Raw genomic sequence first — 19,663 nt, 5'->3', positions numbered from 1 at the left:
CAATAGCAGCAAATTGGGATCGTGCAACGCCTGATGGAATCACATTCCCGCGCGCATTTGCCCGGGCGAAGCTCTCACCAGGGCAGGCCGCACAGGTCGATGGTGCCGAGCGTCGGCGCGCGGACGATGTTGAAGACATAGGGAGCCATGTGGTCGAAGCGGATGCGCCCCTCCGGCTGCTCGCAATAGACCTCGCCCTTGAAGGGCAACCAGCTGCGGGCCTGATAGAATGCGACATTGTGCGGCTCGCAGAACAGCAGCGCAAAGCGCACCGCCTCGTTGGCGCGCATGGTGTGCACGGCCGCGTCGATCGCCATGGTCGCATAGCCCCTGTTGCGGCGATCCTCACGCGTGCAGACGCCGCCGATGCCGCCGACATGCACCTTCTGTCCATTCCAGGTGACGGTGCGAAAGTAGATGCCGACATGGCAGACGAGGCCGTCCTCGGGCGTCTCGATCAGCACGCGCAGATCGGCATTGGCCCATTTGACGTGTCCCCAGGGCAGCTTCTCGACGATGTCAGGTCCCCAGACGGCCTGATGTAGCGGCCTTGCGATCGGCCACGAGGCGTCGCCGTTCAATATGTCGATTTCGATGCTCATGGCTCTGCCTTGGTCCCCGGCTGCACGGTGCATTCGTTCTGTCATAACCGCTTCAAAGGCAATGATATTTTGCAGCACGTCGGAGTGAACATGCACGTGCCCGCGGCGAAGTTGCGCAATCGATCCACGCGATCGCATCGCGCCTTTTCGCAAATTGGCGGTATTTAACGGCGCAGGAACCTTCTATAAGGGGTGACCGTTAGAACACGTTCCCCACCAGTTGCGGACAAGAACCCATGACATTCACGCTGCCCCCACTCCCCTACGCCTATGACGCCCTCGGCCAGTTCATGTCGAAGGAGACGCTGGAATTCCACCACGACAAGCATCATCAGGCCTACGTCACCAACGGCAACAACGCGCTCAAGGGCACCGAATGGGAAGGCAAGTCCCTTGAAGAGATCGTCAAGGGCTCGTTCGGCAAGAATCCCGCGGTATTCAACAACGCCGGCCAGCACTACAACCACATCCACTTCTGGAGCTGGATGAAGCCCAATGGCGGCGGCACCAAGCTGCCGGGCAAGCTTGAGAAGAAGATCAACGAGGACCTCGGCGGCTTCGAGAAGTTCAAGACCGACTTCCAGGCGGCCGGCGTCGGCCAGTTCGGCTCGGGCTGGTGCTGGCTCCAGGTCAAGAACGGCAAGCTCGAGATTTCCAAGACCCCGAACGGCGAGAACCCGCTGGTGCATGGCGCCACCCCGATCCTCGGCTGCGACGTCTGGGAGCACTCCTACTACATCGACTATCGCAACCGCCGTCCTGATTATCTGAAGGCGTTCGTCGAAAACCTCGTGAACTGGGACTACGTCGAGTCGCTGCTCGAGAAGGCGTGAGCGTCATTCCGGGGCGCGCCAAGCGCGAGCCCGGAATCCATTTATCCGTGCGGATTGACGCTCGATGGATCCCGGGCTCGGCGCGAACGCGCCGCCCCGGAATGACAAAAAGGCGGTCGCCTGCGCGGCCGCCTTTTTGCTGTGCGGAATTGCCCCGCGCGGCACCGCCCGGGGCCCCCCAGAGCGGGCCGTGGACAGGCGTAATGTTATAATATAACATCATTCCCATGGTTCCCGCCGCGTCCCCCACCCACCACCACGATCACGCCCATAGTCATTCCGGCCACTCCCATGGCCACTCCCTTGGCCAACCCCTTGGCCATTCCCACGACCACGGGCATTCGCACGGGCACGACCACACCCATGCCCATGTCCACGACGCCGCCTCGCCGCATCCGGCCCAGGACGCGCCCTGGTCGATCCTGCGCATGACGATGGCCGGCCGTCTGTCGGCGGCCGTGGCGGTCTGTGCCGTGCTCTGGGGCATCGTTTGGCTGGCGATGAGGTGACCATGGCCCAGCTCGCCTTCCGCAACGTCACGCTCGGCTATGACCGCCATCCGGCCGTGCACCATCTCAATGGCGAGGTCGCATCAGGCGCGCTGGTCGCCGTGATCGGCCCCAATGGCGCCGGCAAGTCGACCCTGCTGCGCGGCATCGTCGGCATCCTCAAACCGCTCGACGGCAGCATCCATCTCGGCGGGTTGGACGCCCGCGACATCGCCTATCTGCCGCAGAGCGCAGACATCGACCGGACCTTCCCGATCTCGGTGTTCGATTTCGTCGGCACCGGGCTGTGGCGCGGGACCGGCCTGTTCGGCGGCATCGGCAAGGCCGCGCGCGCAAAGATCCTTCGCGCGATTGCGTCCGTGGGCCTCAACGGCTTCGAGAACCGACCAATCGGCACGCTCTCCGGCGGGCAGATGCAGCGCGTGCTGTTCGCGCGCGTGCTGCTCCAGGATGCGCGGCTGATCGTGCTCGATGAGCCCTTCAACGCCATCGACAGCAAGACCACCGCCGATCTGCTCGCGCTGGTGAAGCATTGGCACGGCGAGGGCCGCACCGTGCTCGCTGCGCTCCACGACATGGAGATGGTGCGCACCCATTTCGATGAAACGCTGATTCTGGCGCGCGGCCCTGTGGCCTGGGGGCCGACCGCGGAGGTGCTGACGCCCGAGAATTTGATGGTTGCGATGCGGATGTGCGAAGCCTTCGACGACAGCGCCACGGCCTGCGCGGCTGACGATGTCAGTTCACGGGCGGCGTGATCGCAGATGGTCTATGACGCGCTGATCGGCCCGTTCACCGAATTCGAGTTCATGCGGCGCGCGCTTGCCGCCGTGATCGCACTGTCGCTGGCGGGCGCGCCGATCGGCGTATTCCTGATGCTGCGTCGGATGAGCCTGGTCGGGGATGCCATGGCGCATGCGATCCTGCCCGGTGCGGCCGTCGGCTTCCTGCTCTCCGGCCTCAATCTGTTCGCGATGACCGCCGGTGGCTTGATCGCGGGCTTTGCCGTCGCGATCCTTGCCGGCGTGGTGGCGCGCTCGACCGGCTTGAAGGAGGACGCTTCGCTCGCGACCTTCTATCTGGCCTCGCTGGCGCTGGGCGTCACCATCGTTTCCATCAAAGGCACCAATATCGACCTGTTGCACGTGCTGTTCGGCAACATCCTTGCGATGGACGACCAGACGCTGCTGGTGGTCGCCTTCAACGCCACGGTGACGCTGCTGGTGCTCGCGGTGATCTACCGCCCGCTGGTGATCGAGAGTGTCGATCCGCTATTCCTGCGCACCGTCAGCCGCGCCGGCGGCCCCGCGCATCTCGCCTTCCTCGCACTGGTCGTCATCAACCTCGTCAACGGCTTTCAGGCGCTCGGTACGCTGCTCGCGGTCGGCCTGATGATCCTGCCGGCCGGCATCGCGCGTTTCTGGTCGCGCGATCTCACCGCGATGATCTGCATCGCGGTCATCGCGGCCGTGGTTTCAGGCTATGCCGGCCTGGTGTTGTCGTTCCAGACCCGCGTGCCCTCAGGCCCTGCGATCATTCTGGTGGCGACCGCAATCTACATTGTCTCCGTCCTGTTCGGCCGCGTCGGCGGCCTCGTCAGGCAGATGTTTCCCGGCCGGCATCTGGAGGCGTGACGATGCGCGTCTTCGTCGTCTTGGCCTCGCTGCTGATGGCATCGCCACTGCAAGCTGCTGAGCGGATCAACGTCGTCGCGAGCTTCTCGATCCTGGCGGATTTCGTCCGCGCGATCGGCGGCGGCAAGGTCAATCTGACGACGCTGGTGGGCCCCGATAGCGACGTGCACGTCTACACGCCGGCGCCCGGCGATGCGAAGCGCGTGGCGGAAGCGAAGCTCGTCATCGTCAACGGGCTCGGGCTGGAGGGATGGCTGCCGCGTCTCGTGCAGTCATCCGGAGCCAAGGCGCAGGTCGTCATCGCGAGCGCCGGCATCGCGCCCCTGAAGCTGGGCTCTGCCGCCGATCCCCACGCCTGGCAGTCCGTCCCCAATGCCAAGATCTACGTCGCCGACATCACAGGCGCGCTGGTGGCGGCCGACCCGGATGATGCGGATCTATTCCGCGCCGAGGCAAAGGCCTATCTGGAAAAGCTCGAAGCTCTCGACCGCGAGGTCCGCGACGCCGTCGCCAAAATCCCGCCTGAGCGGCGCAAGGTGATCTCGACCCACGATGCCTTCGGCTATTTCGCCGCCGAATACGGCGTCCAGTTCATCGCGCCCCTGGGCGTCTCCACCGAAACCGAGCCCAGCGCGCGGGACATCGCGGCCATCATCGGCCAGATCAAGGCCCAAAAAATCCCGGCCGTTTTCCTGGAAAATATCAGCGATGACCGCCTGATCCGGCGGATCGCGGCCGAGACCGGCGCCAAGGTCGGCGGGACCCTGATTTCGGACGGTTTGACCGGCGAAAAGGGGCTTGCACCCACTTACATTGATATGGTCAGGCACAATATAAAGGCCCTGACCAGCGCGCTTGACCATTAGGGCAGGGGCCACCCCCGTCGGGGCGACCCCGCCTCGCGTCGCGCGACCAGCCTACGTCCGGAGTTGTTATGTCTGAAGCGACCGCCCAGAAAATTCCCGTGACCGTCCTGACCGGCTATCTCGGTGCCGGCAAGACCACGCTCTTGAACCGCATCCTGTCGGAGAACCACGGCAAGAAATACGCCGTCATCGTCAACGAATTCGGCGAGATCGGCATCGACAACGACCTCATCATCGGCGCCGATGAGGAGGTGTTCGAGATGAACAATGGCTGCATCTGCTGCACCGTGCGCGGCGACCTCGTCCGCATCATGGACGGCCTGATGAAGCGCAAGGGCAAGTTCGACGCCATCATCGTCGAGACCACCGGTCTTGCCGATCCGGCGCCCGTGGCCCAGACGTTCTTCGTCGACGAGGACGTGCAGAAGAACGCCCGCCTCGACGCGGTCGTCACCGTTGCCGACGCCAAATGGCTGTCCGATCGGCTCAAGGACGCGCCCGAGGCCAAGAACCAGATCGCCTTTGCCGACGTCATCGTGCTGAACAAGACCGATCTCGTCACCAAGGGTGAGCTCGCCGAGGTCGAGGCCCGCATCCGCGGTATCAACCCCTATGCCAAGCTGCATCGCACCGAGCGCTGTTCGGTGGCGCTGGCCGACGTGCTCGATCGCGGCGCGTTCGACCTCGACCGCATCCTCGACATCGAGCCCTCCTTTCTGGAGGCTGACGATCATGACCACGACCATGATCATCATCACCATCACGGCCACGATCATGATCACCACCATGATCACGGTCACGGCCTGAAGCACTATCACGACGAGGACATGCAATCGCTGTCGCTCAAGACCGATAAGCCGCTCGATCCGAACGTCTTCATGCCCTGGCTCCAGAACCTGGTGCAGGTCGAGGGCGGCAAGATCCTGCGCTCCAAGGGCATCCTCGCCTTTCACGACGACGACGACCGCTACGTTTTCCAGGGCGTCCACATGATGCTGGAGGGCAACCACCAGCGGAAATGGAAGGAGGGCGAGAAGCGCGAAAGCCGCCTCGTCTTCATCGGCCGCGAATTGCCCGAGAAGGCCATTCGCGAAGGTTTCGAGAGCTGCATCGTCTCGTGATGAAAGAGTTCACGCCGGCCCCCGATTCCGCCTCGATCGTCTCCGTCACCGACCGCGTCAAGCCTGTGACGCTCGGCATGGGCGTGACCTCGGTGCATTTTCTTGGCCCTCGCGCCGCCTTCGTCGGCGGCGAGGAGAGCGTCGCGTTTGTCGACGACAAGGGCGAGGTCACCACGATTGCCGTGCACAGCGGCGGCATTCTCTCGGCTGCCTCCGACGGCAAGCGCCTCATCATGGGCGGTGACGACGGCAAGGTCGTCGCGCTCGACGCCAAGGGTGAGGTGACGCTGCTTGCCACCGATCCGAAGCGGCGCTGGATCGATGCGGTGGCGCTGCATCCCGACGGGGCTTATGCCTGGTCGGCCGGCAAGACCGCGACCGTCAAGAGCGGCAAGACTGACGAGAAGTCGCTCGACGTGCCCTCGACCGTCGGCGGTCTCGCCTTCGCGCCGAAGGGCCTGCGGCTTGCGATCGCGCATTACAACGGCGCCACGCTGTGGTTTCCGAACATGGAAGGCTCGGCCGAATTCCTGCCCTGGGCCGGTTCGCATCTCGGCGTCACCTTCAGCCCTGATAACAAGTTTCTGGTCACCTCGATGCACGAAGCGGCCCTGCATGGCTGGCGGCTCGCCGACAACAGGCACATGCGCATGACCGGCTATCCCGGCCGCGTCCGTTCGATGTCCTGGAGCGCCGGCGGCAAGGGGCTCGCGACCTCGGGTGCCGACACCGTCATCATCTGGCCGTTCGCCAGCAAGGACGGCCCGATGGGCAAGGAGCCCGCGATGCTCGCGCCGCTGCAGGCGCGCGTCGCGGTGGTGGCCTGCCATCCGAAGAACGACATCCTGGCCTGCGGCTACAGCGACGGCACGGTGCTGATGGTGCGGATGGAGGACGGCGCCGAAATCCTGGTCCGCCGCAACGGCACGCCGCCGGTGGCCGGGATGGCCTGGAATGCCAAGGGCACGCTGCTGGCCTTCGCCGACGAAAATGGGGACGGCGGGCTGCTGGAGCTTTGAACTGTCATGGTTCCGGCCGTATAGGGACTCATGCGTTTTCTGACGACCTTCCAGCTTGCCGACTTCGCCGACACGCTCATCAGCCTGTTCACGGCCTTCGTGCTGGGCACGCTGATCGGTGCCGAGCGGCAATATCGCCAGCGCACCGCCGGCCTGCGCACCAACGTGCTGGTCGCGGTTGGCGCTGCGGCCTTCGTCGATCTCGCCATGCATCTGGACGGCGCCGACGGCGCTGTGCGCGTGATTGCCTATGTCGTCTCCGGCATCGGCTTCCTGGGAGCCGGCGTCATCATGAAGCAGGGTATGGACGTGCGTGGCCTCAACACGGCGGCGACGCTGTGGTCCTCGGCCGCCGTCGGCTCCTGCGCCGGTGCCGACATGGTCGCGCAGGCCGCGGCGCTCACCGTGTTCGTCATCGCCGGCAACACGATGCTGCGCCCGCTGGTCAATGCCATCAACCGCATCCCGCTGAATGAAAGGGCGTCGGAAGCGACCTATTACTTCAAGCTCGCGGTCGCGACCGACGCCTTGCCCGACATGCGCGACCGCCTCATCGACAAGCTCGAGGCCGCCAAATATCCGGTGGCCGACGTCGATGTGGCCGAGATCGGCGATGACGACCTGCTGGAGATCGTCGCCAAGCTGGTGGCGACCGCGGTCGATCCGAACGAACTGAACGCGGTGGCAACTGATCTCCAGCATCTGCCCGGCGTCCGCCACGCCACCTGGGAGGTCAGCACCACGGAATAGGCGTGGCGCTTTGGCGCGGGAACAGCGGTTCCCGCTGTGTCGGGCGCGGAACCGCAATGGTGCGACTTCGTTGATCCACCGGACAAAGGCGGTGATCGACATGACCGGCCAGAACGACAAGCAAAATCTGAAGCTCGACCTGACGATTGCCTGTGCGCTCTTCGCCGCGGGCGTCGTGGTGTCCGTGGTGTCGCTGGCCCAGATCCGCGCGGAGAGCCGGACGGAGCTGGCGCAGGCAACCCAGCCGCTCCAGGGCACGCCTTCCGACGATCAGACCAGGACGCCCGCCGAGGCAAAACCCGGCGGCGAGCGGCCGACCACGCCGGCCCCCGAGCCCGCCCGTCCGGATCCGCAGACGCAGGGCGCTGCCGGTGCAGCCAAGCCGGCATTGCCGCCGGCCCCGGCCGAAAAGATCGCGCCCCCGCTCGAGAAGAAGTAGGTCTCTCTGTCATTCCGGGGCGCGCGAAGCGCGAGCCCGGAATCCATTTGTCCTTACGCTCTGCCGCCGGATGGATTCCGGGCTCGACGCTGCGCGTCGCCCCGGAATGACGGGCGAGCAGAGGCGAGCCTCAGCGCACCAGAACATTGCTAACCTGCCGGGGATCGCTGATGTCGATATCCTGCGGGAACAGACCCGGACGATCCGTCAGCCGCGCATTCTGACGCGTATGTGACGATCGATGCCGATTTTACGATCTCGCCTCGGCGCGCGGCTCGCTCCATAATCTGTCGAACCAACGACAGATGGGGCTCCCATGAAGATCGAGGACGTTCGCCGTAACGCTTATTCGATGCCGCTCACCAACCCGTCATTCCCGCCGGGGCCGTATCGCTTTTTCAACCGCGAATATTTCATCATCACCTACAGGACCGATCCCGAAGCCCTTGCCGCCATCGTGCCCGAGCCGCTCGAGGTGGCGGAGCCGGTGGTGAAATACGAATTCATCCGCATGCCCGACTCGACCGGCTTCGGCGATTACACCGAGACCGGGCAGGTGATCCCGGTCCGCTTCAAGGGTGAGCTCGGCGCCTATACCCATGCGATGTATCTCGACGACGAAGGCCCGATCGCCGGCGGCCGCGAGCTATGGGGCTTTCCGAAGAAGCTGGCGCGGCCGAAGATCGAGGTCGAGAGCGACGTGCTGGTCGGCTCGCTGCATTATGGCTCGGTGCTCTGTGCCTCCGCCACCATGGGCTACAAGCACCGCAAGGTCGACCTCGACGCGGTGCTGCAGCCGATGAAGGCACCGAACTTCATCCTGAAGATCATCCCGCATGTCGACGGCAGCCCGCGGATCTGCGAGCTGGTGCGTTTCCATCTCGAGGACATCACGCTGAAGGAAGCCTGGACCGGCCCCGCCGCGCTCGGCCTGTTTCCTCACGCGCTCTGCGATGTCGCCCGGTTGCCGGTGCGCGAGGTGGTTTCGGCGCTGCACTTCAAGGCGGACCTGACGCTCGGGCTCGGCAGCGTGGCGTTCGACTACATGGCCAGGTAATTTGGCGAGGCGATGCGAGAGGGCGGGGCGCGGCATGGCGCGCCCGGCCCTCGGCTATTAATGCGCCGCGCTATCAGGCAAGAGCGCCGCAAACGCCTGATCGAGCGCGGTGTCGGCCTTCGCGAGCTTGTCGCGCTGCGCGGCGAGCCAGACCTTGTCGGCATCGAGGCGCTGCTGGGCCGCCTTGAGCATGCGTGCAGTCTCCTCCGGCTGCGGACCGCCGACGCCCTTGGTGTGCGTCACGATCCAGTCCGGTGACATCACCTCCCTGAATTCGGCCTCGCTCATCGGAAAGGGCCTCTCCGGCATGTTGAATTTGGCAAGCGTCTTGGCGAAGAGGTCGGTCACTTCGTTGAACGGGATGGTCTTCGGCGTGAGATCCAGCGGCCTGGCATAGCTGACCATTTGTGATGCAAAGCCATGCCCGACGCGGAACGGGATTTGATGCGCCTGCAACAGCAGCTCGGCGAGGTTCATGGTCGAGGTCCAGTCGCTCTCCAGCTCTTCCTTGGCGCGGGCCTTGTTGACCACGATCGCATCGAACACCCGGCCGGTGGCGGTGACCATCTTGATCGCACGCGGGAATAGTCCGAGGTCCTCGGACTCGGACTTGTAATCGACCATGCCCGACACGACGTTGTGAGCGCGGATCGACACCGCCGTCGACAGCCCCACCACATCCGAAGCGGCGATCCTTGCCTGCATGATCAGACCCGGATTGCGCTTCTGCGGCATCGAGCTGCTGGTGTAGGTCGAGCCCTCCTGCAGCAAGAGCCACGGTCGCACCTCGGCGTATTGCGTATGCAGGTCCTGCATCATCGCGCCGATGCGGATGGCGGCCGAATTGGCGATGGCGGTGGCCTCGAGCTGGTTGTCGAACGGGATCACCTGGTTGGCATCCATGGAATTCTCGACGATGCCGTCAAAGCCGAGCAGCTGCGCGAGGCGCGTGCGGTTCAGCGGCCAGATCGAATCGGACATGACGCCGACGCCCATCGGACTGAGGTTGAGGCGGCGATAGGCCTCGCTGACGCGCTGCTGGTCGCGCTCGAAGGATTCCTCATAGGCCAGCAGGTAATGACCATAGGTGATCGGCACCGCCTGCACGCCGTTGGTGTAGCCGGGCATCAGCGCATCGAGATTGTCGGCCGCCTTGGCGAGCAGCTTGGCACGCAGGCCGAGCAGCGCGTCGGCAAAATCCAGCGTCTGGTTACGCAGCTTGGCAGCGCGAAAGGTCGCGTACATGTCCTGGCGGCTGCGCCCGGCGTGGATGACGGAGGCCTCCTCGCCGACCTTGTCGGTCATGATCTTCTCGATCTGAAGGACGTCGCTCGGGCGCTTGCCATCGGGCTCACGCGCCTGGCGGATCGTGTAGTCCACGCCGGTGGCAATCAGTTGGCCGATATTTTTCGGGAAGATGCCTTCCTCCACCAGCATCACGGTGGACGCCTTGTTGATCTTGTTGAGCCAGTAGAACTGGTCCTCTGCTGCGTCGGATTTGCTGGTCGAGGGCTGCGCGCCGCTGGGAGCGTTGGCGCCGATCTTGGCGGCGTTTTCGTTGCATTCCTGCGTGGTCTTGCAGGGTAACTGACCGGTGTCCGCGGCCAATGCGTGGGACGCGATCAGGAGGCTGAGGCCTCCCGCGATACAGGCGATAAGTTTCATGCGGAGCTCCCGGTTGCCGTGCGACCGGGCGGTTGGTTAGCATCCGGGCTGACGGAAGGCTATTAGCCTCCCGTTCATTGCGGCCCGGACAGGTGCGCCCCTCAGCGCACCTGAAGATTCCTGAACTGCCAGGGATCGCCGGTTGGGCAGATTTCACACAATGCCATAATGCCACTGTTTTGCCCGACGTCGCAAGTGGATTTCGAAAAAACAGAATGGCGGCGTGCCGGCCGATGCCGGCTACTGTGCATGGGGTTGTTTTCGCTGTTTGCGTCAGCGAGCCGCGCTCAGCGCACCAGGATATTCCGGAACTGCCAGGGATCGCTGGTGTCGATATCCTCAGGGAACAGGCCCGGACGGTCCGTCAGCGGCGTCCACTCGGTGTAAAAACCCTTCACCGGGCCGAGATACGGCAGCTGGATTTCCAAGAGGCGATCGAAGTCCATCTCGTCGGCTTCGACGATGCCTTCCCTGGGGTTCTCCAGCGCCCACACCATGCCGCCGAGCACGGCGGAGGTCACCTGCAGGGCGGTGGCGTTCTGATAGGGGGCGAGTGCGCGGGTCTCTTCGATCGAGAGCTGCGAGCCGAACCAGTAGGCGTTGTTGTCGTGCCCGAACAGCAGCACGCCGAGCTCGTCGATGCCGTCGACGATCTCGTCCTCTTCGAGGATGTGGTGCTTCTCCTGCATCTTGCCGGCGCGGCCGAACAGCTCATGCAGCGACAGCACGGCGTCGTCGGCCGGATGGTAGGCGTAGTGGCAGGTCGGTCGGTAGACCGCCTTGCCCGAGGCGTCGCGGACCGTGAAGTAATCGGAGATCGAGATCGATTCGTTGTGGGTGACGAGGAAGCCGTATTGCGCGCCGCGGGTCGGGCACCAGGTGCGCACGCGCGTGTTGGCGCCGGGCTGCATCAGATAGATGGCCGCGCCGCAGCCGGCTTCATGGGTATGCGCATTCTCGGGCATCCATTTCTCATGGGTGCCCCAGCCGAGCTCGGACGGCTGCATGCCCTCCGACAGGAAACCTTCCACCGACCAGGTGTTGACGAACACGTCCGGCTCCTTCGGCTTCTTGGCGCGCTGGGTGTCGCGTTCGGCGATATGGATGCCCTTGATGCCGGCCTGTCGCATCAGGTCGGCCCATTCGGCCTTGGTCTTCGGCTTCGGTGCATTGAGCTTCAGGTCGGCGGCGACGTTGAGCAGCGCCTGCTTGACGAAGAAGGAGACCATGCCGGGATTGGCGCCGCAGCAGGACACGGCCGTGGTCGAGCCCGCCGGGCGCGCCCGCTTGGCGGCCAGCGTCACTTCGCGCAGCGCGTAATTGGAGCGCGCCTCCGGACCCTTGGAGGCATCGAAATAGAAGCCGAGCCAGGGCTCGTTGACGGTGTCGATGTAGAGCGCCCCGATCTCGTTGCAGAGCTCCATGATGTCGGTCGAGCCGGTGTCGACAGAGAGATTGACGCAAAAGCCCTGACCGCCGCCTTCGGTGAGCAGCGGGGTCAGCAATTCGCGGTAATTGTCCTTGGTCACGGCCTTCTGGATGAAGCGCACATTCTGCTGCTCGCAATGCGCCCTGCGGCCCTCGTCCTTGGGATCGATCACGGTGACGCGCGACTTGTCGTAATCGAGATGCCGCTCGATCATCGGCAAGGTGCCCTTGCCGATGGAGCCGAAGCCGACCATGACGATGGGACCGGTGATCTTCGCGTAGATCTGCGAGGGGGGGCTCATGAGTTTCTCCGGAACGTGCTGGCGGACGATTGCTGGGTGGATCAGGCGCTGCGGCGCTGTTAGACGCTGCGGCGCTTGGCGGTGACTTCGATCTCGACCTTCATCTCGGGCTTGGCGAGAGCGCTGACGACCAGCAGGGTCGCGGCCGGCCTGATGTCGCCGAGAACCTCGCCGCAGACGGCGAAGTGGGCATCGATGCTGCTGGCGTCGGTGACGTAATAGGTCGCACGGACGATATCGGCCATCTCGAATCCGCCCTCCTTCAGGGCGGCTGCGATGGTCTTGAAGCAGTTGCGTGACTGGCTCGTGACATCGTCTGGCATCGTCATCGTCGTGTAGTCATAACCTGTGGTTCCCGCGACGAAGGCGAACTCGCCGTCGATCACGGCGCGGCTGTAGCCAACGCTCTTCTCAAGGGGGGAGCCGGTGGAAATCAGGCGACGTGGCATGGGTTCGGCCTCGACTGAAGGGTGGATTTCGTGGGGTTTAAAGGGCGTTTCCGGGGCTCACGCAACCCCAAAGCATAGGGCTTGGCGCAGGCGCGGGCGGGCGTTGCCGCTCAATGCGGCTTCGGTCGTCACCATGAAGGCTATCCCTTACGCCGCGTGCGCCCGGAGGGGACGAACCAACCTCCGTTTGGCTAGGGCCGCACCGGTCGGGACGATCATTCCTTCGGCGCCGTCAAGCACACCGTCGATGAATTCGATCGCCAGCAGGCGGTCGCGCTCGAACGGGCCGGGCAGCACCAGCGCGCCGGTCTTCTTCGCCGAGAAGCCGAAGCGAGCGTAGTAGGGGGCATCGCCGAGCAGGATCACGGCACCATGCCCGCGCGCCCGGGCGGCGGCCAGCGCTTGTTGCATCAGCGCGGCGCCGATCCCGAGCTCGCGGCAGGCAGGGTCCACCGCCAATGGTCCGAGGACCAGAGCGGGCCTGCCTCCGGCGCTGACATGCCACAACCGCACGGTTCCCACGAGCTCTCCTTCACGCACGGCGGCCAGCGCGAGGCCGGCGGCAGGTGCGCGTCCGTCGCGCAGGCGCTGGCAGGTGCGGTCATGGCGGTTCCCGCCAAAGCAAACATCCAGCAGCGCTTCACGCATCGTGACGTCGACAGCACGCTCTGCCCGGATCGCGAACGGAGCGGCTTTCGAGGTGAGGGCGACTTGTGGCTTCCGAAGAGTAGTCATGGCGCGTCAGTCCCCGCTTGAACCGGCGTGCGAAGGCACGTCTGTCCAAGACGTCGTCAGATCGAAATGTCGGATGAGGAGCCGGCAAGCCGGCTCCCGGGTTGGTCAGGCCTCGAAAGAGAGGCGGATCAGATGTGGTAGGTTTTCAGCGGCGGGATGCCGTTGAATGCCACCGCCGAGTAGGTCGACGTATAGGCCCCGGTACCTTCGATCAGCAGCTTGTCGCCGATCTCGAGCGTGACGGGAAGCGGATACGGGTTCTTCTCGTACAGCACGTCCGCGCTGTCGCAGGTGGGACCTGCGAGCACGCACGGGGTCATGTCCGCGCCGTCATGCGGGGTGCGGATGGCGTAGCGGATCGACTCGTCCATGGTCTCGGCGAGACCACCGAACTTGCCGATGTCCAGGTAGACCCAGCGCACCTCGTCCTCGTCGCTCTTCTTCGAGATGAGCACGACCTCGGATTCGATGATGCCGGCGTTGCCCACCATGCCGCGGCCCGGCTCGATGATGGTCTCCGGAATCTGGTTGCCGAAGTGCTTGCGCAGCGCGCGGAAGATCGAGCGGCCGTAGGTGACGACCGGCGGAACGTCCTTCAGATACTTGGTCGGGAAGCCGCCACCCATGTTGACCATGGAGAGGTTGATGCCGCGCTCGGCGCAGTCGCGGAACACCTGCGAGGCCATCGCCAGCGCACGGTCCCATGCCTTCACCTTGCGCTGCTGCGAGCCGACATGGAAGGAGATGCCGCACGGCTCCAGCCCCAGGCGCTTGGCGACGTCGAGCACCTCGACGGCCATTTCCGGGTCGCAGCCGAACTTGCGCGACAGCGGCCATTCGGCGCCGGCGCAGTCATAGAGGATGCGGCAGAACACCTTCGCGCCGGGAGCGGCGCGGGCGACCTTCTCGACCTCGGCGGCGCAATCCACCGCGAACAGGCGGATGCCGAGCGCGAAGGCGCGCGCGATGTCGCGCTCCTTCTTGATCGTGTTGCCGAAGGAGATGCGGTCGGGCGTGGCGCCGGCGGTCAGCGCCATCTCGATCTCGGCGACGGTCGCGGTGTCGAAGCAGGAGCCCATGGAGGCGAGCAGGGACAGCACTTCCGGCGCCGGATTCGCCTTGACGGCGTAGAACACGCGGCTGTCGGGGAGCGCCTTGGCGAAGCTCTGATAATTGTCGCGCACGACCTCGAGGTCGACGACGAGGCACGGCTCGGTGTCGAGACCTTCCTTGCGGCGGTTGCGCAGGAATTCCTGGATACGTTCGGTCATGGCACTCTCCAACGGTCCCAGCGACGGGATCCGCATCAACGTGACGTCGGATAAGAGTGCTTCGGCCACATCGCGCGATGGAGGCGCGCTGAAGCCAAAAGACTCAAACCAGACTGTGCTGCCGTGGATTGGTTGGGAGAGTTTCCCGCCCGCTCACCTGGCAATGAAGGACAAGCCTTTTCAGTAGCCCGCGCCGGCGGTGGAATGCCGGTAGAGACCAAAAAAGCCCGATCCGTCGTTGCTTTAAGTCGCGTCCCCCGTTGAGAGCGGGGTGCGCCGGTTCGCCTCCGGCTGCCAGTCACGGTTGCAAAGAGTGAAGTCACCTTCGACAAGGCATCTCTTGAGAGAGATGCTGGACGCTTCGGGTTTGCCGTCAGTCGTTCGGCTTCTCAGCCTTTGACTTCTGCACTTCCGAAGAGCCCCTCGGCTTCTTCACCCCTTGGCGGCTGTCCGGCCTCTTGTCCGGATACCTACCGACTGACACACGACCACAGGCACGTGCGAAATTGGGCAAAAACGCACATAAGGGTTTTGACTCGGCTTCGCAAGAATTTTTTTAGGCTGAGAACAGAATTGCCTAACATCTGCTTGCGCGGTGTTGCGCGAGCGACGCGGAAGATGAACGTGCGTTAAGTTTTTGGTGTCGCGCGCGTGACTCTGTCGCGCGAGGCGCCTCAGCCGCGCTTGAAGAACGGCTCGACGCGCTGGGCCGCGCGGATGAACGCGGTCATGACCAGCACGCCGAGTGCGAACAGCACGGCCTGAAGGATATGCGCGCCCTGATCACCGAGCCCGAGCAGGATCGCGAGCGCCCAGCCGCCGGCAAACGCGGCGCCGAACACCTCGGCGCCGATCAGGATGGCGGCGCTGACGACAGTGATGACGCTCGGCCAGACGATCTGACGGGACGACGAGGAGGGCGCGTTCATGGGCATTCAAGGTCCGGTGTTTCGAGGGCCGCAATCTCCCCGAAAAGGCGGGCGGGAGCAAGGCCAAATGGCCCAAAAAAGCCCCATCGCGTGCTATAGCTGGCCCCAACAAATTGCCTCGAAAAACGAGACTTGCGATGTCAGATGCCCGCCAAATTACGGACTCCGAGACCAATCCGCTGCTGAAGGCCTGGATGACGCCGTTTGCGACCCCGCCCTTCAACGAGATCGTGCCGGAGCACTTCCTGCCGGCCTTCGAGCAGGCCTTCGCCGATCACTCCGCCGAGATCGCGGCCATCACCAACGACCCGGCTGCGCCCGACTTCGCCAACACCATCACGGCGCTGGAGCGCTCCGGCAAGCTGCTGAACAAGGTCGCCTCCGTCTTCTACGACCTGGTCTCGGCGCATTCCAATCCGGCCATCCTCGATATCGACAAGGAGGTCTCCTTGCGGATGGCACGACACTGGAATCCGATCATGATGAACGCGGTGCTGTTTGGCCGCATTGCCCAGCTGCACGAGAACCGCGCCAATCTCGGCCTGACACCCGAGCAGCTCCGCCTCCTGGAGCGCACCTACACCCGCTTCCACCGTTCCGGTGCCGGCCTGTCCGACGAGGCCAAGACGCGGATGGCCGAGATCAACGAGAAGCTGGCGCAGCTCGCGACCGGCTTCAGCCATCATCTGCTCGGCGACGAGCAGGACTGGTTCATGGAGCTGGGGGAGGCCGACCGCCAGGGCCTGCCGGAGAGCTTCGTTGCCGGCGCCAAGGCTGCGGCAGAAGACCGCGGCATGGCAGGAAAGGCCATCATCACGCTGTCGCGCTCCTCGGTCGAATCGTTCCTGAGAAGCTCGGCGCGGCGTGACCTGCGCGAAAAGGTCTACAAGGCCTTCATTGCCCGCGGCGACAACGGCAATTCCAACGACAACAACGCGACCATCGGCGAGATCCTGAAGCTGCGCGAGGAGACCGCCGAGCTCCTGGGCTACCCGACCTTCGCCGCCTACCGGCTCGAGGATTCCATGGCCAAGACCCCGGATGCGGTTCGCAGCCTCCTGGAACGGGTCTGGAAGCCGGCCCGGGCGCGGGCGCTCGCCGACCGCGACGAGATGCAGGCGCTGATCACGGCAGAGGGCGGCAATTTCAAGCTCGCGCCCTGGGACTGGCGCTTCTACGCCGAGAAGCTCCGCCTCCAGCGCGCCAATTTCGACGACGCTGCGATCAAGCCCTATCTGACGCTCGACCACATGATCGCCGCCGCCTTCGACTGCGCCACACGCCTGTTCGGTGTCACCTTCGAGGAGCGCGAGGATGTGCCGGTCTGGCACCCCGACGTCCGGGTCTGGGAGGTCAAGGGTCCCGACGGCAAGCACAAGGCGCTGTTCTACGGCGACTATTTCGCCCGGCCGTCCAAGCGCTCCGGCGCCTGGATGACCTCGCTGCGCGACCAGCAGAAGCTCGACGGCGAGATCGCCCCGCTCGTCATCAATGTCTGCAATTTTGCCAAGGGCACGGGAGCTGAGCCCTCGCTGCTGTCGCCCGACGATGCCCGCACCCTGTTCCACGAGTTCGGCCACGGCCTGCACGGCATGCTCTCCAACGTGACCTATCCGTCGCTGTCGGGCACCTCCGTGTTCACCGACTTCGTCGAGCTGCCCTCGCAGCTCTACGAGCACTGGCAGGAGCGGCCCGAGGTGCTGCAGCAGTTCGCCCGCCACTACCAGACCGGCGAGCCGCTGCCGGACGATCTGCTCAAGCGCTTCCTCGCCGCGCGAAAATTCAACCAGGGCTTTGCCACGGTCGAGTTCGTCTCCTCGGCGTTGGTCGATCTCGAGTTCCACTCCCAGCCGGCATCAGCCGCGCAGGACGTCCGCGCCTTCGAGAAGCGCGAGCTGGAGAAGATCGGCATGCCCGAGGAAATCGCGATGCGGCACCGGCCGACCCAGTTCGGTCACATTTTCACGGGCGACCACTACGCCGCCGGCTATTACAGCTACATGTGGTCGGAGGTGATGGATGCCGATGCCTTCGGCGCGTTCGAGGAAGCCGGCAACATCTTCGATCCTGATGTCGCCAAGCGCCTGCACGACGACATCTATTCGAGCGGCGGCTCGGTCGATCCGGAAGCGGCCTATGAAGCCTTCCGCGGCCGTCCGCCCGAGCCCGACGCGCTGCTCCGCCGCCGCGGCCTGCTCGGCGACAAGGCAGCCTGATCGGCATGCGCGCCCTGCTGGGATGGATGCTCGCCGGCCTGCTGCTCGCATCGGGCCCGGCGAGCGCCCATCCGCATGTCTGGATCACCGCGACCAGCGAATTGCTCTACGCCGAGGATGGCAGCATCACCGGTGTCCGCCACGCCTGGACGTTTGACGACATGTTCTCGGCCTATGCGGTGCAGGGGCTCGAGGCCAAGAAGAAGGGTGCCTATACGCGCGAGGAGCTTGGGCCGCTGGCGCAGACCAATGTCGAATCGCTGAAGGAGTACGCCTACTTCACCTTCGCGAAAGCCGACGGCAAGAAGGAGCGCTTTGGCGAGCCGGTCGACTACTTCCTCGACTACAAGGATTCAGTGCTGACCCTGCACTTCACCCTGCCGCTGAAGACCCCGCTCAAGCCGAAGCAATTGATGCTCGAAGTCTTCGACCGTTCCTTCTTCATCGATTTCCAGATGGCCAAGGACAATCCGGTCAAGCTGGTCGGCGCGCCATCAGGCTGCCAGATGAAGCTCGATCGTCCCAGCGACGGCAGCGCGACCGCGCAGAAGCTCAACGAGCAGACCTTCATGGACGGCCCCAATGCCAATTTCGGCATGATGTTCGCCAACAAGATCACGGTGGATTGCCCTTGAAGCCGCATCTCTCGCCGCTTGGGCGCGGGCTCATCGTCTGCGGCGCGGTTCTCCTCATCGTCGGCCTGGCCGACGCCGCGCTCCACGATGTCTTCGCGCAAAATCCGTTCGGCGCGCCGAAGCAGGCACCAGTGGCCGAGCCCGAGGCCAGCGGCCTGATCGGCTGGCTGTTGGCAAAGCAGTCGGAATTCTATCGCCAGATGTCGTCGACCATTCGCGCCGCCAAATCCGACGGCTCGGCGGTGTGGACGCTGCTCTTCATCTCCTTTGCCTACGGGATCTTCCATGCCGCCGGTCCCGGCCACGGCAAGGCGGTGATCGCCTCCTATCTCGTTGCCAACCGCGAGACCGCACGGCGCGGCATCGCACTGTCGTTCGCCTCGGCGCTGATGCAGTCGCTGGTGGCGATCCTGATCGTCGGCATCTCGGCCTGGATCCTGAATGCGACCGCCAGGACCATGTGCAAGGCGGAAGGGGCCATCGAAATCGCGAGCTATGCCCTGATCGCGCTGTTCGGCCTGCGCCTGACCTGGACCAAGGGTCGCACGTTCCTCCGCGCACTCCAGGCGACGCAGCCGGTGCCGGCGATGGCCGGCGTGCCGCATGACCATCATGATCACGGTCATCACCATCATGATGCGCATCATCATGACCACGCCCACCATGACCAGCACGCGCAAGACCACGTCCATGACGAGCATTGCGGCCATTCCCATGGGCCCACCCCGAGCGAGCTGGCTGGTCCCGGTGGCTGGCGGCGCGGGTTCGCCGCGATCCTGACCGTCGGCATCCGTCCCTGCTCGGGCGCGATCCTTGTGCTGGTGTTCGCGCTCGCCCAGGGCCTGTTCTGGGCCGGCATTGCCGCGACCTTCCTGATGGGGCTGGGCACCGCGATCACGGTCGCTGCCATCGCATTGGTCGCCGTCTCGGCCAAGGACATCGCCGGCCGCCTGAGCGCGGGCCGCGACGGCGGCGGTGCGCTGTTCATGCGCGGCATCGAGTTTGGCGCCGCCGCCCTCGTGCTGCTGTTCGGGGCGGGGCTGCTGTTCGGCTACATCGCGGCCGAACGGACGACGTGTTTTTGAGGCGGGCCCCGTGCCCCGGACGCAGCGCAGCGTCCCTTCGACGATGCGCTGCAGAGCCGGGGCCCATCTCTCCCCGCGGTGGGGCTCGGCTTTCTGGGTCCCGGCTCTGCGGAGCAGC

At 64.7% G+C, this 19,663-nt stretch carries 20 protein-coding genes; 13 read left to right on the top strand and 7 right to left on the bottom strand.

The window, feature by feature from the left end:
* Positions 1–74: 74 nt before the first annotated feature.
* On the bottom strand, positions 75–602 hold the full coding sequence (locus XH91_RS31015; RefSeq protein WP_128954124.1) for a GNAT family N-acetyltransferase: 528 nt from the start codon (positions 600–602) through the stop codon (positions 75–77).
* Between the two features lie 236 nt (positions 603–838).
* Here XH91_RS31015 and XH91_RS31010 point away from each other — a divergent pair, with 236 nt between their 5' ends.
* From XH91_RS31010 to XH91_RS30965, 9 genes are all read left to right on the top strand, one after another.
* Positions 839–1,435 (top strand): superoxide dismutase, encoded by a 597-nt coding sequence (locus tag XH91_RS31010; protein WP_128954123.1) that lies wholly within the window; start codon positions 839–841, stop codon positions 1,433–1,435.
* A 511-nt stretch (positions 1,436–1,946) separates the two neighbouring features.
* Positions 1,947–2,702, top strand: a complete 756-nt coding sequence (locus tag XH91_RS31000; protein WP_164933680.1) for a metal ABC transporter ATP-binding protein — start codon at positions 1,947–1,949, stop codon at positions 2,700–2,702.
* A gap of 6 nt (positions 2,703–2,708) precedes the next feature.
* The gene (locus XH91_RS30995; protein ID WP_128954120.1) at positions 2,709–3,578 is read left to right on the top strand and encodes a metal ABC transporter permease; all 870 of its coding nucleotides are present in this window, start codon (positions 2,709–2,711) and stop codon (positions 3,576–3,578) included.
* A 2-nt stretch (positions 3,579–3,580) separates the two neighbouring features.
* Positions 3,581–4,444: a metal ABC transporter substrate-binding protein gene (locus XH91_RS30990; RefSeq protein WP_128954119.1), complete on the top strand. Its 864-nt coding sequence runs from the start codon at positions 3,581–3,583 to the stop codon at positions 4,442–4,444.
* A 68-nt stretch (positions 4,445–4,512) separates the two neighbouring features.
* A complete protein-coding gene (locus tag XH91_RS30985) occupies positions 4,513–5,565 on the top strand; it encodes a CobW family GTP-binding protein (RefSeq protein ID WP_128954118.1) in 1,053 nt (350 codons plus the stop codon).
* Positions 5,565–6,584: a WD40 repeat domain-containing protein gene (locus XH91_RS30980; protein WP_164933679.1), complete on the top strand. Its 1,020-nt coding sequence runs from the start codon at positions 5,565–5,567 to the stop codon at positions 6,582–6,584. The genes XH91_RS30985 and XH91_RS30980 overlap by 1 nt, the downstream gene beginning before the upstream one ends.
* Positions 6,585–6,614: 30 nt before the next feature.
* Positions 6,615–7,334, top strand: a complete 720-nt coding sequence (locus XH91_RS30975; RefSeq protein WP_128954116.1) for an MgtC/SapB family protein — start codon at positions 6,615–6,617, stop codon at positions 7,332–7,334.
* Positions 7,335–7,434: 100 nt separating this feature from the next.
* Positions 7,435–7,773, top strand: a complete 339-nt coding sequence (locus XH91_RS39110) for a hypothetical protein (RefSeq protein ID WP_164933688.1) — start codon at positions 7,435–7,437, stop codon at positions 7,771–7,773.
* 316 nt (positions 7,774–8,089) lie between these two features.
* Positions 8,090–8,830 (top strand): acetoacetate decarboxylase, encoded by a 741-nt coding sequence (locus XH91_RS30965; RefSeq protein ID WP_128954114.1) that lies wholly within the window; start codon positions 8,090–8,092, stop codon positions 8,828–8,830.
* A gap of 57 nt (positions 8,831–8,887) precedes the next feature.
* Here the strand turns inward: XH91_RS30965 and XH91_RS30960 are convergent, their stop codons facing one another.
* The 5 genes from XH91_RS30960 to XH91_RS30940 all read right to left on the bottom strand — a co-directional run bounded on the left by XH91_RS30960 (position 8,888) and on the right by XH91_RS30940 (position 14,680).
* A complete protein-coding gene (locus XH91_RS30960) occupies positions 8,888–10,495 on the bottom strand; it encodes a lyase family protein (protein WP_128954113.1) in 1,608 nt (535 codons plus the stop codon).
* Between the two features lie 287 nt (positions 10,496–10,782).
* Complete coding sequence (locus XH91_RS30955; RefSeq protein ID WP_128954112.1) at positions 10,783–12,225, bottom strand: homospermidine synthase; 1,443 nt, start codon at positions 12,223–12,225, stop codon at positions 10,783–10,785.
* A gap of 59 nt (positions 12,226–12,284) precedes the next feature.
* Positions 12,285–12,674 carry a RidA family protein gene (locus XH91_RS30950; protein ID WP_128954111.1) on the bottom strand — a complete coding sequence of 130 codons (390 nt, stop codon included), beginning with the start codon at positions 12,672–12,674 and terminating at the stop codon, positions 12,285–12,287.
* A 147-nt stretch (positions 12,675–12,821) separates the two neighbouring features.
* A complete protein-coding gene (locus tag XH91_RS30945) occupies positions 12,822–13,409 on the bottom strand; it encodes a GNAT family N-acetyltransferase (RefSeq protein ID WP_128954110.1) in 588 nt (195 codons plus the stop codon).
* A 128-nt stretch (positions 13,410–13,537) separates the two neighbouring features.
* Positions 13,538–14,680: a type III PLP-dependent enzyme gene (locus tag XH91_RS30940; RefSeq protein ID WP_128954109.1), complete on the bottom strand. Its 1,143-nt coding sequence runs from the start codon at positions 14,678–14,680 to the stop codon at positions 13,538–13,540.
* Here XH91_RS30940 and XH91_RS30935 point away from each other — a divergent pair.
* On the top strand, positions 14,679–14,867 hold the full coding sequence (locus tag XH91_RS30935) for a hypothetical protein (protein WP_164935684.1): 189 nt from the start codon (positions 14,679–14,681) through the stop codon (positions 14,865–14,867). The genes XH91_RS30940 and XH91_RS30935 overlap by 2 nt on opposite strands.
* Before the next feature lie 487 nt (positions 14,868–15,354).
* Here the strand turns inward: XH91_RS30935 and XH91_RS30930 are convergent, their stop codons facing one another.
* The gene (locus XH91_RS30930; protein WP_128954108.1) at positions 15,355–15,609 is read right to left on the bottom strand and encodes a hypothetical protein; all 255 of its coding nucleotides are present in this window, start codon (positions 15,607–15,609) and stop codon (positions 15,355–15,357) included.
* Between the two features lie 137 nt (positions 15,610–15,746).
* On the opposite strand from XH91_RS30930, the gene XH91_RS30925 reads away from it, so the two are divergent.
* The 3 genes from XH91_RS30925 to XH91_RS30915 are packed head-to-tail and all read left to right on the top strand — an operon-like array spanning position 15,747 to position 19,545.
* Complete coding sequence (locus XH91_RS30925; RefSeq protein WP_128954107.1) at positions 15,747–17,825, top strand: M3 family metallopeptidase; 2,079 nt, start codon at positions 15,747–15,749, stop codon at positions 17,823–17,825.
* Complete coding sequence (locus XH91_RS30920; protein WP_128954106.1) at positions 17,825–18,460, top strand: DUF1007 family protein; 636 nt, start codon at positions 17,825–17,827, stop codon at positions 18,458–18,460. The genes XH91_RS30925 and XH91_RS30920 overlap by 1 nt, the downstream gene beginning before the upstream one ends.
* Complete coding sequence (locus XH91_RS30915; protein WP_206733486.1) at positions 18,457–19,545, top strand: nickel/cobalt transporter; 1,089 nt, start codon at positions 18,457–18,459, stop codon at positions 19,543–19,545. Before XH91_RS30920 ends, XH91_RS30915 begins: the two co-directional genes overlap by 4 nt.
* Positions 19,546–19,663: the final 118 nt, after the last annotated feature.

It is taken from the genome of Bradyrhizobium guangzhouense, from assembly GCF_004114955.1.
Classification (GTDB): Bacteria; Pseudomonadota; Alphaproteobacteria; order Rhizobiales; family Xanthobacteraceae; genus Bradyrhizobium; species Bradyrhizobium guangzhouense.
The sequence above is the reverse complement of the archived record's forward strand: the minus strand, read 5'-3'. Positions and strand labels throughout refer to the sequence as shown.